At 63.3% G+C, this 14,047-nt stretch carries 17 protein-coding genes and 1 tRNA gene; 6 read left to right on the plus strand and 12 right to left on the minus strand.

Annotated features, from left to right (window positions below; translation table 11 throughout):
- Window positions 1–4 precede the first annotated feature (4 nt).
- Complete coding sequence (locus CVE41_RS09735) at window positions 5–739, plus strand: Nmad3 family putative nucleotide modification protein (protein WP_100260467.1); 735 nt, start codon at window positions 5–7, stop codon at window positions 737–739.
- Here the strand turns inward: CVE41_RS09735 and mmsB are convergent.
- The 11 genes from mmsB to CVE41_RS09790 all read right to left on the minus strand — a co-directional run bounded on the left by mmsB (window position 726) and on the right by CVE41_RS09790 (window position 10,467).
- Window positions 726–1,592 carry a 3-hydroxyisobutyrate dehydrogenase gene (gene mmsB / locus CVE41_RS09740; protein WP_100260468.1) on the minus strand — a complete coding sequence of 289 codons (867 nt, stop codon included), beginning with the start codon at window positions 1,590–1,592 and terminating at the stop codon, window positions 726–728. The genes CVE41_RS09735 and mmsB overlap by 14 nt on opposite strands.
- 212 nt (window positions 1,593–1,804) lie before the next feature.
- Complete coding sequence (locus CVE41_RS09745) at window positions 1,805–2,587, minus strand: enoyl-CoA hydratase-related protein (protein WP_100260469.1); 783 nt, start codon at window positions 2,585–2,587, stop codon at window positions 1,805–1,807.
- Window positions 2,584–3,639: an enoyl-CoA hydratase/isomerase family protein gene (locus tag CVE41_RS09750; protein ID WP_100261477.1), complete on the minus strand. Its 1,056-nt coding sequence runs from the start codon at window positions 3,637–3,639 to the stop codon at window positions 2,584–2,586. Before CVE41_RS09750 ends, CVE41_RS09745 begins: the two co-directional genes overlap by 4 nt.
- Before the next feature lie 8 nt (window positions 3,640–3,647).
- Window positions 3,648–4,793 (minus strand): acyl-CoA dehydrogenase family protein, encoded by a 1,146-nt coding sequence (locus CVE41_RS09755; protein WP_100260470.1) that lies wholly within the window; start codon window positions 4,791–4,793, stop codon window positions 3,648–3,650.
- Window positions 4,794–4,841: 48 nt separating this feature from the next.
- A complete protein-coding gene (locus CVE41_RS09760; RefSeq protein ID WP_100260471.1) occupies window positions 4,842–5,231 on the minus strand; it encodes a RidA family protein in 390 nt (129 codons plus the stop codon).
- Window positions 5,228–5,524: an I78 family peptidase inhibitor gene (locus CVE41_RS09765; RefSeq protein WP_100260472.1), complete on the minus strand. Its 297-nt coding sequence runs from the start codon at window positions 5,522–5,524 to the stop codon at window positions 5,228–5,230. Before CVE41_RS09765 ends, CVE41_RS09760 begins: the two co-directional genes overlap by 4 nt.
- A 2-nt stretch (window positions 5,525–5,526) precedes the next feature.
- Window positions 5,527–6,015 (minus strand): hypothetical protein, encoded by a 489-nt coding sequence (locus CVE41_RS09770; protein WP_198507645.1) that lies wholly within the window; start codon window positions 6,013–6,015, stop codon window positions 5,527–5,529.
- A 4-nt stretch (window positions 6,016–6,019) separates the two neighbouring features.
- Window positions 6,020–6,445, minus strand: a complete 426-nt coding sequence (locus CVE41_RS09775) for a hypothetical protein (RefSeq protein ID WP_100260473.1) — start codon at window positions 6,443–6,445, stop codon at window positions 6,020–6,022.
- A gap of 120 nt (window positions 6,446–6,565) precedes the next feature.
- Complete coding sequence (locus CVE41_RS09780; protein ID WP_100260474.1) at window positions 6,566–8,062, minus strand: CoA-acylating methylmalonate-semialdehyde dehydrogenase; 1,497 nt, start codon at window positions 8,060–8,062, stop codon at window positions 6,566–6,568.
- 89 nt (window positions 8,063–8,151) lie between these two features.
- The gene (locus tag CVE41_RS09785) at window positions 8,152–9,366 is read right to left on the minus strand and encodes a DUF819 family protein (protein WP_100260475.1); all 1,215 of its coding nucleotides are present in this window, start codon (window positions 9,364–9,366) and stop codon (window positions 8,152–8,154) included.
- A gap of 27 nt (window positions 9,367–9,393) precedes the next feature.
- Entirely contained in the window at window positions 9,394–10,467 is a 1,074-nt protein-coding gene (locus CVE41_RS09790; RefSeq protein WP_100260476.1) for a PLP-dependent cysteine synthase family protein, read from the minus strand.
- Between the two features lie 113 nt (window positions 10,468–10,580).
- On the opposite strand from CVE41_RS09790, the gene CVE41_RS09795 reads away from it, so the two are divergent.
- Window positions 10,581–10,654 (plus strand) — tRNA-Gly (locus CVE41_RS09795).
- Between the two features lie 5 nt (window positions 10,655–10,659).
- On the opposite strand, the gene CVE41_RS09800 is transcribed toward CVE41_RS09795, so the two are convergent.
- The gene (locus CVE41_RS09800; protein WP_100260477.1) at window positions 10,660–11,454 is read right to left on the minus strand and encodes an SDR family oxidoreductase; all 795 of its coding nucleotides are present in this window, start codon (window positions 11,452–11,454) and stop codon (window positions 10,660–10,662) included.
- Window positions 11,455–11,543: 89 nt separating this feature from the next.
- On the opposite strand from CVE41_RS09800, the gene CVE41_RS09805 reads away from it, so the two are divergent.
- From CVE41_RS09805 to CVE41_RS09815, 4 genes are all read left to right on the plus strand, one after another.
- Complete coding sequence (locus CVE41_RS09805; RefSeq protein WP_332835711.1) at window positions 11,544–12,677, plus strand: alkaline phosphatase PhoX; 1,134 nt, start codon at window positions 11,544–11,546, stop codon at window positions 12,675–12,677.
- A 24-nt stretch (window positions 12,678–12,701) separates the two neighbouring features.
- Window positions 12,702–12,863, plus strand: a complete 162-nt coding sequence (locus CVE41_RS14985; protein ID WP_332835712.1) for a hypothetical protein — start codon at window positions 12,702–12,704, stop codon at window positions 12,861–12,863.
- Window positions 12,864–12,873: 10 nt separating this feature from the next.
- On the plus strand, window positions 12,874–13,428 hold the full coding sequence (locus tag CVE41_RS09810) for a hypothetical protein (RefSeq protein ID WP_100260478.1): 555 nt from the start codon (window positions 12,874–12,876) through the stop codon (window positions 13,426–13,428).
- Between the two features lie 107 nt (window positions 13,429–13,535).
- A complete protein-coding gene (locus tag CVE41_RS09815; RefSeq protein WP_100260479.1) occupies window positions 13,536–13,997 on the plus strand; it encodes a Dps family protein in 462 nt (153 codons plus the stop codon).
- Window positions 13,998–14,047: the final 50 nt, after the last annotated feature.

The raw sequence follows: 14,047 nt of genomic DNA on the forward strand, positions 1-14,047 counted from the left end.
GGTCATGAAGATCGTCTTCAGCCGCAAGGGCTTCGACAGCGCGGCGGGCGGAGGCCCGTCGCCGATCGTGGACGGCGTGCCGATAAGCCTGCCGATCCCCGCCGGCGCGGCCTCGAACACGAGCTATGGCGCGCTCGGGCTGGGCGAGCACGCGCAGGCAGCCAGTCGCGGTAAGCTCGGCGCGGCGGACCTGTGCCACCACGATCCCATGTTCACGGGCGATGGCACCTGCATCTTCGGACAGGTCGGCGCGGCGCAGACGCATCTCGCCAACCAGGGCGTCGGCGTGGGCGATATCTTCCTGTTCTTCGGCCTCTTCCGCGAAGAGGACAGTGGCGAGCCCCACCACCGCATCTTCGGCTGGATGGAGGTGAAGCGCATGGTCCATCTCGCCAGCTGCAGCGATGAGGAGCGCGATGAATTTCGCGCACATCGCCACCCGCACGCGCTCGCCATGCATGGCAGCAATGACTGCCTTTATGTCGGGCCGGGTGGCACGGCCAAGCGCGCCTCATCCGTATTGCGGCTTACGGTCAAGGAAGGGCCGCCTTCGCTGTGGAACAGGCCGGAATGGCTGAAGCGCGGGGGACTGACCTATCACGACCGCGCGGACCGCTGGCTTCGCGGACGCAAGGTGAAGAGCGTCGCGCGCGGTCAGGAATTCGTTTCCGACATCGGCCGGCGCAAAGCCCCGCGCGAATGGCTCGCGGCGGTGCTGGAAGACCTCAGAGCGTCTTGATCACCGAGGAGAAGTCGAGGCCGCCGTGTTCCCTGGCGAGTTCCTCGTAGATTTCCGCCGCTTTCGCGCCAAGCACGGTGGTCGCATCCACATCCTTCGCCGCATCCATCGCCAGGCGCAGGTCCTTCAACATCAGTGCCGTGGCGAAGCCGCCCTTGTAGTCATTGTCCGCCGGGCTTTCCACGCCCACGCCGGGCATCGGGGTGTAGGCGTTGAGCGACCAGCAATAGCCTGAGGACTGCGAGCTGATCTCGTAGAATTTCTGCGGATCGAGGCCGAGCTTCTCGGCCATCTTCATCGCTTCGGCGGTCCCGATCATCGAGATGGCGAGGAGCATGTTGTTGCAGATCTTGGCCGTCTGGCCAGCCCCAGCATCGCCTGCGTGGATGACCGCCTTGCCCATCGCCTGAAGCACCTCTTCGGCGCGCCTGAACGCCTTCTCGGTGCCGCCGACCATGAAGGTGAGCGTGCCGCCATTGGCCGCCGCGATCCCGCCGGAGACGGGCGCGTCGACCATGTCGTATCCGGCGGCTTCGGCCTTGGCGTTCACGTCCTTGGCGGTGGCGACGTCGATGGTCGAGCAGTCGAGCAGCACCGCGCCTGCGGGCGCCTTGCCGATCACGCTGCCTTCGTAGACGGACTTCACGATCCCGCCATTGGGGAGCATGGTCACGACACCGTCGACACCTTGCACGGCTTCAGCCGCGTCGGTGAAGGTCGCGCAGCCATTGTCCTTGGCCGTCGCCAGCGCCTCTTCCGACAGGTCGAAGGCATTCACCTCGTGCCCCGCCTTCACGAGGTTCGCGGCCATCCCGCCGCCCATATTGCCGAGGCCGATGAAGGCGATTTTCATGATCTCTCTCCGTCTACCCGGTCTTTGCCGGGCTTCGATTGGGTGACAAAGGCGACAGTGTGTCGCCCGTGCCATTCGATTCCATCCCTTTGATTTTACGCGTTTATTTGGATGAACCCGAAGTTTACACTCTGCGCCCGCTTTCTCAGGCGACGAACTTTCATTGAAAGCGCAGCTAACGCCAGCGCGGCATTGTAGGAAAGGGCGTTGCCTTAACGCCCTTTCCACTTGCCTTCACGCTTTTCGACGAAGGCGGCCATGCCTTCCTTCTTGTCCTCGCTCGCGGTGAGGATCTGGAAGATGCGGCGTTCGATGATCAGGCCCTGGTCGAGGCTGGTCTCGAAAGCGGCGTTGACCATTTCCTTGTTCGCGATGGCAGCCATCGGCGGCATCGAAGCGATCTGCGCGGCGGTTTTCATCGCATCGTCGAGCAAATCGTCATGCAGAACCACGCGCGCGACGAGATTGCTGCGTTCGGCTTCCTCGGCGCCCATCATGCGGCCCGTCAGGCACATTTCCATCGCCTTCGACTTGCCGATGGCCTTGGTCAGGCGCTGCGATCCGCCCATGCCGGGGGCAACGCCGAGCTTGATTTCGGGCTGGCCGAACTTGGCGTTCTCGCTGGCGATAATGAAGTCCGCCATCATGGCAAGCTCGCACCCGCCGCCCAGCGCAAAGCCGTTGACCGCGGCGATCCACGGCTTGCGGGTCTTCTTCACGATCTCGCTGGTCCAGGGCGAGAAGAAGTCCTCGAGGTAGAAGTCGGCAGCCGCCTTCTCGCTCATTTCCTTGATGTCGGCACCAGCGGCAAAGGCCTTGTCGCCCGAACCGGTCAGGACCGCGCAAAGCTGGCTGCTGTCGGCCTGGTAGGCGGCAAACGCCTCGGTCAGCTCTTCCAGCACCTTGCTGTTCAGCGCATTCAGCGCCTTGGGGCGGTTGAGCGTGATCAGCGTGACCGCGTCACGCTGTTCGACGGTGATGGTCTCGTAACTCATAGGGGTTTCCATTCCTCGTCTGCGGGAAGCGGGGCGAAGATGCTGTCGAGCAGTTCCTCGCTCACGCCCTCGGGCGTTGCCGGGTCCCATTTGGGGTCGTTGTTCTTGTCCACGATCACCGCGCGCACGCCCTCGGCGAAGTCGGGGCGGGTCAGAACGCGGCTGGCGATGCGGTATTCCATCGCCATGTTGTCGGCGAAACTGTCGAGCTCGCGGCTGGTCGCCAGCTGGCGCAGCGCGACCTTGCAGGTCTGCGGGCTCTTGGTGCCGAGCGTGTCGCGCTCCTTGGCCGCCCATTCGTCACCGTCATCGGCCGCCTTTTCGAGGCTGGCGAGAATGTCTTCATAACGGTCGGAGGCGAAGTGCTTCGCGATCTTGTCGGCATTGCCCTCGATCCGCGCTTTGGGCGGGGTGCCGACGGGTTCGGACAGGATGCCGCGGATACGATCGGGCTTGTCGATGATGCGCGCCTTGACCTCGGGGAGCATCTCGCTCGGCACGTAATGGGTGGCGATACCGGCCCAGAGGCATTCCGCCCCGTCGAGCCGCGCGCCGGTCAGCGCAAGGAATTCGCCGAGCCGCCCGCCAAGGCGCGAGAGGTGCCAGCCGCCGCCCACGTCCGGAAACAGGCCGATGCCGGTTTCGGGCATGGCGAAACGGGTGTTCTCGGTCGCAACGCGGTGAGTGCAGGGCAGGGCGATACCCACGCCGCCGCCCATGGTGATACCGTCCATGAAGGCCACGATGGGCTTTCCATAGGTCATCATCTGGTGGTTGAGTTGGTACTCGTCGTGGAAGAACTTGCGGCCGCTCTCGCCGCCATCGTTCAGCGCGGAATGGCGCAGCAGGTTGATGTCGCCCCCGGCGCAAAACCCGCGCCCTTCCGAATGATCGAGGATGACCGCTTCGATAGCATCGTCCTTCTCCCACTCGGAAAGCGCCGCGCTCATCGCGTGGCACATGTCGAGCGTCAGCGCATGCAGCGCCTTGGGACGATTGAGCGAAATATGGCCCACGCGGCCATGGGTGTGGATCAGAATGTCGTCAGTCATTTCGGTGCTCACTGGCGCAAAAGGTCACGGCCCACGATCATGCGCATGACCTGGTTGGTGCCTTCGAGGATCGAGTGGACGCGCAGGTCGCGCCAGAACCGCTCGATCGGGTATTCCTTCAAGTAGCCATAGCCGCCAAACAGCTGCAGTGCGTCGTTGACGATCTTGCTGCCATTGTCGGTCGCAAGGCGCTTGGCCATGGCGGAAAAGCGCGACTTGTCGGGCGCGTTGTCGGTGACCTTGGCGGCCGCGAGATAGAGCAGGGCGCGCGAGGCTTCGAGGTCGGTCGCCATGTCGGCGAGCATGAACTGCGTGTTCTGGAAGTCGGCAATCGCCGAGTCGAACTGCTTGCGGTCCTTGGTGTAGGCAACCGCCTCGTCGAGGCAGCGCTGCGCACCGCCCAGCGAGCACGCGCCGATATTCAGGCGTCCGCCATCAAGGCCCATCATCGCGAAACGGAAACCTTCGCCTTCGTCACCGACGCGGTTGGCGACCGGCACGCGCGCATCTTCGAAGATGACCTGTGCGGTGGGCGAGGCATTCCAGCCGAGCTTCTTTTCCGGCTTGCCGAAGGATACGCCCGGCGTGTCCTTGTCGATCACCAAGCAGGTGATGCCCTTGGTCTTGTGATCGGAAGTGCGAACCATGGTGACGTATACGTCGTTGACGCCGCCGCCGGAAATGAACTGCTTGGTGCCGTTCAGGACGTAGTGGTCGCCATCCAGTACGGCGCTGGCCTTCAGGCCCGCCGCGTCGGAGCCGCTGCCAGGTTCGGTAAGGCAGTAGCTGGCGATTTTTTCCATGCTGACGAGGTCGGGAAGGTACCGGTCCTTCACGTCCTGCGACCCGAACTGGTCGATCATCCAGCTCGCCATGTTGTGGATGGAGATAAATGCGCTGGTAGTCGGGCAGCCATAAGCCATGGCTTCCATGATCAGCGCCGCCTCGAGCCGACCGAGGCCGATCCCGCCGCTCTCTTCGGAGACGTAGATCGCGCCGAAGCCGAGTTCGGCGGTGCTCTTGATCACATCGCGCGGGAAGTGGCTCTTTTCGTCCCATTCGCCGGCGAATGGCGTGATGTTGTCGGCCGTGAAGCGCTGCGCCATTTCCTGGATCGCAAGCTGCTCTTCGGTAAGCTGGAATTGTCCTGTCATGAGGGCGCTCTAAACCTCTCGCGGGGGCAAGGGAAGGGGTGGGCGGCCTCAGCCGCGAACGATTGCTTCCGCCTCGATTTCGACTTTCCATTCCTTGCGGCAAAGCCATGCGCAGCCGACCATCGTTGCGGCCGGTTTCGCTTCGCCGAAGAAGCGGGCGTGGACCTCGCCCACGGCGGCCTGATCGTCGAAATCGGTGAGGAACATGCGGGTGCGCACGACGTCGGCAGCAGAGCCGCCAAGTTGCTCGATCGCCCGGACGATCAGTGTGCAGCAGCGCGCGGCCTGCGCGGCGGCATCGCCTTGGGTGCTCGACCCGTCGTCCTCGATCGGGCCGGTGCCGGCGACGATGATGCGATCGCCGTCCCTTACTGCACGGCAGAAACCGAATTGCTCCTCGAAAGGCGAACCCGAGGTCGTGCGTCGCCGCTCGCTCATCCGCAGGTGATCGCGGTGATTTTCATGTCGCGATCATAACGCACGTTCACACGGTCCGTGCGATAATCCATCGTCCAGGCGGATTCGGGCGGGCCCCAGCGCAGGGTCCGCGCACCGCTTTCTGCAAGGATCGCCGCGCCCATTTCCGAGGTTGCCTCGTGCCCGATGTGGGACTGGACGGCGGCTGCATCGCATGATCCCGGATCGCGCGGTGGCGGCAATTCGTCCTGCGCCGGAACTGTCGCGCAGGCTGCGAGCGGCAGGGCGGCACAGATGGCGAGAACAGCTTTCATCGTCACTCTCCTTCGGGTTCGCACTTGTCATAGGTCAGCGGACCGCCGATTGCACCATCGCCGGTTTCGGAGCGCGTGAGCTGCGAGCCGTCTTCCGACAGGCGCCACTCGATTTCGCGGCTCCATTCCCGGCCTTCACCGGTCAGGGCGAAGCGCGCGCGGAACATGCCGGTGTCCTGTTCCTCGACCTTTTCGACCACGGCGCGCGATTCATAGAATTCGATCCGCTCCGCATCGATGGTGATAAGCCCCTTCGCATCGCCCCCGGTGGAGGTACAGTCGGCAGGCACGAGGCCCCAACGGCCATGTAGCGTTTCCGGGATAGCCGTGCCGAGAAGCTCGGGCAGCGGAGTGGCCCCGTCGCCGATGCCTCCATCGGGCTCGACCGGCATCATGGTCTCTTCCGGCTCCGGCCTGTCTTCGACCGGCTCTGTGCAGGCTGCGACGAGAGCGAGAGAGGCGAGGGCGGCAATGCTGGAGGTCCTACGCATGAGCTTACTCCGGGCACCGGCGGTACTGGACGACCTGCATCGCCCCGTCGCCGTCATCGAGATTGATAGCGAGCGTCCCATCGTTTTGCAGCGCGAAATCGCGCCGCTCGCTCGTGGGAGTATCGGCATAGGTGGTGTCGAAAGTGGCATCGATCATCGTGTCGGTGCGATTATGCACTTCCATGATCCGGCCACTCATTTCGAAATAGACGTAGCCGCTGTCGCGCACCGTGATGAGGCGGTCCCAGTCGATCGTGCCGCGCAGGCGCGGATCGCATTCTTCAGTATCGGGCGCGCGACCGAGGATGTCCTTATGCCAGATCCCGCGCATTTCCTGCGGCATTGTCATGGCAAAGGTCGCCGGTTCAGGTTCGGAAGGCGGTGTTTCCGGAGCCGTTACTGCTTCCGATTTCGGTGCGGAGCCGGTCACAGGCTCCGAGGGCTTGTCGTCTGCGCTCCCGCAAGCTGCGAGCGAGATGGGGCAAAGGATAAGGGCGAGGCGTCGGGAGAAAGTCACTGTCATTTCTTTCTAACGCCTCGCCCGATTTTCTTATCCCATCGTCGGGATGACGAAGGCGTTCGACCCGTCACCGCCGCCGTCGGGCCAGCGCTGGGTGACTTTCTTGGCCTTGGTCCAGAATTTCAGGCCTTCCATGCCATATTGGTCGATATCGCCGAAGCCCGAGCGCTTCCACCCGCCGAAGCTGTGGTAGCTGACGGGCACCGGGATCGGCACGTTGATGCCGACCATGCCGACATTCACGCGGGACGCGAACTCGCGTGCGGCGTGGCCGTTGCGGGTGAAGATGGCAACGCCGTTGCCGTACTGGTGCTCGCTCGGCAGGCGGACCGCGTCCTCGAAATCCTTGGCGCGCACGATCTGGAGGACGGGGCCGAAAATCTCTTCCTTGTAGCTTTCCATGTCGGGCGTGACGCGGTCGAGCAGCGTCGGGCCGACGAAGAAGCCGTTCTCATGGCCCTGCAGGCTGAAGCCGCGGCCGTCGATGACGACCTCGGCGCCTTCCTTCTCGGCTGTGTCGATCCAGCCTTCGACGCGCGCCTTGTGCTCGGGCGTGACGACGGGGCCGTAATGCGCGTCCGGATCGTTCGAGACGCCGATGCGCAGGGCATTGATTGCAGGTATCAGCTTTTCGCGCAGGCGATCCGCCGTGTCCTCGCCCACCGGTACCACGACCGGCAGCGCCATGCAGCGTTCGCCCGCCGAGCCGAATGCGGCCCCCGCCAGATCGTTCACCACCTGGTCTAGATCGGCGTCGGGCATCACGATGCCGTGGTTCTTCGCGCCGCCGAACGCCTGCACGCGCTTCGCGTTCGCCGTGCCGCGCGAGTAGATATACTGCGCGATGTCGGACGAACCGACGAAGCTGATCGCCGGAATGTCGGGATGGTCGAGGATCGCGTCGACCATTTCCTTGTCGCCATGAACGACCTGCAGCAGGCCTTCGGGCGCGCCTGCCTCGACGAAGAGTTCGGCGAGGCGCACCGGCACGCTCGGATCGCGCTCGGACGGCTTCAGGATAAAGGCGTTGCCGGCAGCGATCGCCATGCCGAACATCCACATCGGGATCATGGCGGGGAAGTTGAACGGGGTGATGCCCGCGCCGATGCCGAGTGGCTGGCGCATCGAATAGACGTCGATGCCCGGGCCAGCGCCTTGCGTGTATTCGCCCTTCAGCGCCTGCGGGATGCCGCAGGCGAATTCGATGACTTCGAGGCCGCGCTGCACATCGCCATGCGCGTCTTCGACGACCTTGCCGTGTTCGCTCGACAGCAGTTCGGCGAGTTCCTGCTTGTGCGCTTCGACGAGCCGCTTGAACTCGAACATCACGCGCGCGCGGCGCTGCGGATTGGTCGCTGCCCATTCGGGCTGGACCTTCTTCGCTTCATCCACGGCCTTCTGCAGCAGGGCCGCATCGCCAAGGGCGACTTCGGCCTGGACCTCGCCGGTGGACGGGTTCCAGATCTGGTGCTTGCGGGTGGCGGAACCGGTGGCTCCACCGGCGATGAAATGGTCTACCTGACGCATGGGGAAATCCTCTCTTTTCTTGCCAACGGCTGTGGCAAGCAGATGCTCCGAAATCAACCGGTTTCAGATGAAACCTTTGCCATTCGGGACTATCCGACCGCCGCCATCATCTGTGCGCACAGGATCGCGCCATAGGTGCCGAGCGCATAGCCGAGGACAGCCAGCAGCACCCCGACCGGAGCCAGTGCCGGGTGGAATGCAGCAGCCACGACGGGGGCCGACGCGGCCCCGCCGACATTCGCCTTGCTTCCCACGGCGACGAAAAAGAATGGCGCCTTGATCAATTTCGCCACCAAAAGGAGCAGGATGACGTGGAAGAGCATCCAGATCAGGCCCACGGCCATGAAGCCGGGCGCATCGCCCAGCTGCGTGACGTCCATCTTGGTGCCGATGATCGCCACCAGCAGGAAGATGAAGAGCGTGCCGAACTTGCTCGCGCCAACACCTTCCAAGTTGCGTGCGCGGGTGAAGCTGGCAGCAAGGCCGAGCGTGGTCGCCACCACAACGACCCAGAAGAAACTGCTCGCCAGAGTTGCCTCTTCGCCCTGCAGGTTCGCGAAGAATCCGCCGAGCATGGTCCCTGCAAGGTGGCACAGGCCAACCACCGCCAGCGTAGCACCGAATAGCAGGACGTAATCGTTCGCCGTCGCCACGCGTTCTACCGAACTGGTGTAATCGGCCATCTTGTCGCGCAGCCGGTCGATGGCGCTACTGTCCGCGCCAAGCCACCGGTCGACCTTCTCGCTCGCGCCTGCACCGTAGAGCAGAAAGATCATCCAGATGTTGGCGACAATGATATCGACCGCGATGAGCGCGGAATACTTCTCGATGTTGTAGCCGTAGACTTCCAGCATCGCGGTCTGGTTTGCACCGCCTCCGATCCAGCTACCCGCCAGTGTCGCTAGGCCGCGCCATGCCGCATCCTGCCCCGTCCCGATGATCGAGGGATCGAACTGCGCCACGATATAGAGAGCCAGTGGTCCGCCGATCACGATGCCCAGCGTAGCGGTCAGGAACATGATCATCGCCTTGCTGCCAAGGCCCAGAATGCCCTTCAAATCGATGCTGAGCGTCATCAGGAACAGCGCTGCGGGCAGAAAAAAGTCCTTCGCCACGGTCCAGAGGTTGCTCTCGCTTACGTCGATGAGCCCGAAGGTCACCATCAGCGAGGGAACGAGGTAGCAGACCAGGATAATCGGCACGAAAGTGTAGAACTTCTGCCATCCGGGCCGATCGCGCGTCACGAATACGAAGGCGAGCACCAGGCCCAGCAGGCCCAGGATGATGCGGTCGTCGGTAATCACGTGAAATCTCTCCCGGGAAGGGCTGTGTCAACCGGCAGCGAATGTGCCGGTTTCGAAGAAATGGGCGATTTTCTTGCGCTGGGGCAAGATGTCGAAGCCCTTGTTTGCAAGCCAATCGTCGTCGAAAATCGTGTCCGCATACCGCGCGCCGTCATCGCACAGGATCGAGACGATCGACCCCTTGAGGCCGCGTTCGGCCATGTCGGCTGCGATCTTGGCGCAGGCCCAGACATTGGTGCCGGTGGATCCGCCGCATCGCCGCCCGAGCCGTTCGCTCACCTCGTGCGCGGCTGCGATGGAGCAGGCGTCGGGCACGGATTCCATTGCATCGACCACGTCCGGCAGGAAGCTGGGCTCCACCCGCTGGCGACCGATGCCCTCGATACAGCCCGAGGGATGGTCGACGCGCCGGATGCTGCGGTCGGCCCAATGGCGATGGAACACCGAACCTTCCGGATCGGCGACGCAGATCTTTGTGGCGTGGCGATTGTACCGGGCAAAGCGGCCGATGGTGGCGGACGTCCCGCCGGTTCCTGCTCCGCACACGATCCAGCGCGGCACCGGATGCGGCTCGCGCTGCATCTGGGCGAAGATCGATTCGGCGATATTGTTGTTGCTGCGCCAGTCCGTTGCCCGTTCGGCATAAGTGAACTGGTCGATGTAGTGGCCCTTGAGATCGTCGGCCAAGGCCTGCGCCGCGTCGTATATTTCGCCGGGATTATCGACGAAGTGGCATTTGCCGCCATAGAACGCGATGGCATCGATCTTGGCCTGCGCCGTGCTCTTGGGCATTACGGCAATGAAGGGCAGGCCCAGCATCCGCGCAAAATAAGCTTCGGAAACCGCGGTCGACCCGCTCGACGCTTCGACAATCGCCGTGCCCTCGCAGATCCAGCCGTTGCAGAGGCCGTAAAGGAACAGCGAGCGCGCGAGCCGGTGCTTCAGGCTCCCAGTCGGGTGGCTGGATTCGTCCTTGAGATAAATGGCGATGTCGGGAAGCGCGGGGACGGGCAGGGGGATGAGATGCGTGTCCGCAGACCGATTGAAATCGGCCTCGATCCGCCCGATCGCCCAGTTCACCCATTCGCGGTCCGTCGTCATCCAGTCCTTCTATAGGCTTGGCCGTGAAGGTGAAGCCGCCGCCCCGGGTTTTCCGCCGCTCACCGAATCGATTGACCGCAAGCCGCGGCCCATGGCAAGCGCCGCTCCACCAAGCGGGTGTAGCTCAATGGTAGAGCAGCAGCTTCCCAAGCTGACGACGAGGGTTCGATTCCCTTCACCCGCTCCATGACCTCATTTCGGCGGCATACGGATCGCGCCGTCGAGGCGGAACTGGTGGCCGTTGATGTAACTGTTGCGGGCGATTTCGACGATGAGCGATGCAAATTCGTCCGGTTTGCCGAGCCGCTTGGGGAAGGGCACGCTGGCGTTGAGCTGGTCCCACATCTGCGGGTTCCGGTCTTTCATTCCCAGCATCAGCGGCGTCGCGAAGATGCCCGGCATGACGGAATTTACGCGAATGCCGAGGTCCATCAGGTCGCGGGCCATAGGCAGGACCAGCCCGTTCACGCCTGCCTTGCAGCTGCCGTAGATCACCTGGCCGATCTGCCCATCCTGCGCCGCTACGCTTGCTGTCAGGGTAATCGCCCCGCGCTCGCCATCTTCGTTGAGCGGCTCGCTGTTGGCCATGCCGAGTGCCGAGTGGCTAGCGATTCGGTAGGACGAGACTAGGATGCCCTCAGCGCCGAATGCGTAGTCTTCTGTAGAAAGGCGCTTGTAGCCGCCCGTTCCCTTGTCCCAGCCCAGCGTCTTGCCCCGGCGGCTGGTCATGGCGCAATGCACGGTCACGCGCTCCTGGCCGTGAGCCGTTCGGGCGGAGGCGAAACCGTCGACCACCGATTGTTCGTCGGTGATGTCGACCTTGGCGAAATGGCCGCCGATTTCCTTTGCGTGCGCTTCTCCGGCTTCCTCGTTCACATCGAAAATAGTGACCTTGAGCCCCGCCTCCGCCAGCGCGCTTGCGCTCGCCTTGCCCAGACCCGATGCGCCGCCGGTGACCACTGCTGCCATACCCGGTTTCAGTTCCATTCCTTCCTCCCTGTTTTCATTTGGCCTGCTGTCATTTGGATTTCACGCTGCTATCGCATGGCGAGGCCGCCGGGCCAATGGAGAGAGAAATGAACACCCAGATGCAGCGCCGCCAGTTCCTGTCCACAACCGCAACCGCCTTTGGCGCCCTGACGCTGAGCGGGTGCATGACGCGCGGAGCGGAACTGACGGATGCGGGATACGGCCCGCTGGTCCGCGATCCGAACGGCTTGCTCGACCTTCCCGAAGGCTTCTCCTACCGCCTGCTTTCAAGCCTTGGCGACGCGATGAGCGATGGCGGTACGGTTCCGGACAAGGCCGACGGGATGGGCTGCCTGCCGCTGCCCGGCGGAGAGATCGCACTGGTGCGCAATCATGAACTCACCCCCTTCGACGAGAGCGGCGGGGCGATCGCGGACGGGTATGACAGGCTCGCGGGCAGGGCGGTGCTTCCGGGTGGTACCACGACGCTGGTGCTAGATGCGGCGACGCTGGAGAAGAAGCGCGAATATCGCTCGCTGGCCGGGACTATCCGCAATTGTTCGGGCGGCGTGACGCCTTGGGGCAGCTGGCTGACCTGCGAGGAATATGTCACCGAGCCCGAAAATATCGCGCCCGACAAGCTGGGCCGCGACCATGGCTGGGTCTTCGAAATCCCGGCCAATGCCGAAGGGCTGGTCAATCCCGAACCGCTCAAGGCGATGGGCAGGTTCAATCACGAGGCCGCCTGCGTCGATCCGGAAACCGGCATTGTCTACCTGACCGAAGATCGCGGCGATTCCGTGCTCTACCGGTTCATCCCCAAGGTACCCGGCAAACTGGCAGAAGGCGGCAGGCTGGAAGCGATGGTGATCGACGCCATGCCCGATACCCGCAACCACGATGCGCCCCTGATGCCGGTCGGGAAAAGCTATCCAGTGCGCTGGATCGCTTTGGACGATGTGGAGGCGCCGGAGGACGATTTGCGTGAACGTGCGGCTGCCCAAGGCGCATCGATCATCGCGCGCGGCGAAGGTATCCACATGGGCACGGAAGAGCTTTACGTTTGCTCGACCAGCGGTGGCGCGGCGAAATATGGCCAGGTGTTCAAGCTGGTTCCGGGACGCGGCGCAGCTCCCGACCGTTTCGAGCTGTTTTTCGAAAGCGAAAGCGCCTCGCAGTTCAATTACGGCGACAATCTCACCGTGGGTCCGAACGGACACCTCATCGTTTGCGAAGACTAGTACACTCCGATCGTGGACAACCACTTGCGCGGCATCACACCGTCCGGCGAGCCCTATGCCTTTGGTCGCCTGCGGATGCAGACCGAACTGGCAGGCGGGTGCTTCTCGCCCGACGGGAAGTGGTTCTTCGTCAATGCCTATGCGCCGACGCGCACGATAGCTATCACCGGTCCGTGGAAGACCTGACCCGCAATCCATGAGCGCGCTGCTGTTCGCCCTCGTCGCGGCATTCACGCTCTCGATCGGCGCGCGCGACCAGTTGCTGATCGCCGACCTGCGGGCGAGGCTGGGTTCTTCGCCCGGCCTGCTCGCGGCGGGCGTATCGAGTGCGGCGGGAACGGGCGCCCTGGCGGGCTGGGCCGGGGGCGAGTTCGCCGCTTTGCTGTCGGTCAACACGGCGCAGATGTTCGTCGCGATGGCGCTTCTGCTCGCCTCTTTCGAGCTTGCGTGGCCAAATCGGGGCAAACCGCCTGCGGAACCCACCCGCTCGCTCTTTGCAATCGGGCTTGGACTGGCCCTGCGCCAGGTGACCGATGCGGCACGCTTCGTGGTTTTCGCGCTGGGTGCGGCGCTCGCTTTCCCGCAGATGGCCGCGCTTGGCGGGGCAATAGGCGGAGTGGCGGCGGTCGCGACCGGCTATATCCTGGGCGAAAGGCTTCGCGCCTTGCCGCATCGCGCGGTTCGACTGGGCTTGGCGGGTATCGTCTTCGTTGGCGCGATGTTGATCGGAATTTCCGTTCGACTTTATTGAGAAGAATCGCCTCACTCGATCTCTGCAACTGTCAAAGACAATGAAACCCTTCGTCCGTGTCGCCGTTGGTTGGACATACAGTTCACTATTCTCGAAGGGGATTTTCCATGGCCGAACTCGGCAACAATTCGAAAGCCGGTCTCGTAACCGCGCTAAATGGTGCGCTTGCAGACACGCTGGCGCTTTATATGAAAACCAAGAACTTCCACTGGCACGTCGCAGGACCGCGCTTTCGCGACCTGCACGTCCTGTTCGACGAGCAGGCAGCACAGCTGATCGCGACGGTCGACGATCTGGGCGAGCGTGTGCGCAAGAACGACGAATACACGCTGACCTCGATCGGATCGGTCGCCAGCGAAACCAAGATCGCGGACCAGGACGATGTGACGATTACGGCCGACGCAATGGTCAAGGAACTGCGCGACGACAACCGCAAGTTGCACGACCGTCTCGGCAAGGTGAAGGAAGAGGCAGAGGCCGTAGGCGACAATGCCACGAGCGGCATCGTCGACGACTGGATCGACCAGTGTGAAGAGCGCATCTGGTTCCTCAACCAGACAAGCAAGTAAGCTTCGCAAAAAATACCAATTCACAACCCGTTCGCACCTTGGGTGCGGGC

This window comes from Qipengyuania seohaensis (genome assembly GCF_002795865.1).
GTDB classification, from domain to species: Bacteria; Pseudomonadota; Alphaproteobacteria; order Sphingomonadales; family Sphingomonadaceae; genus Qipengyuania; species Qipengyuania seohaensis.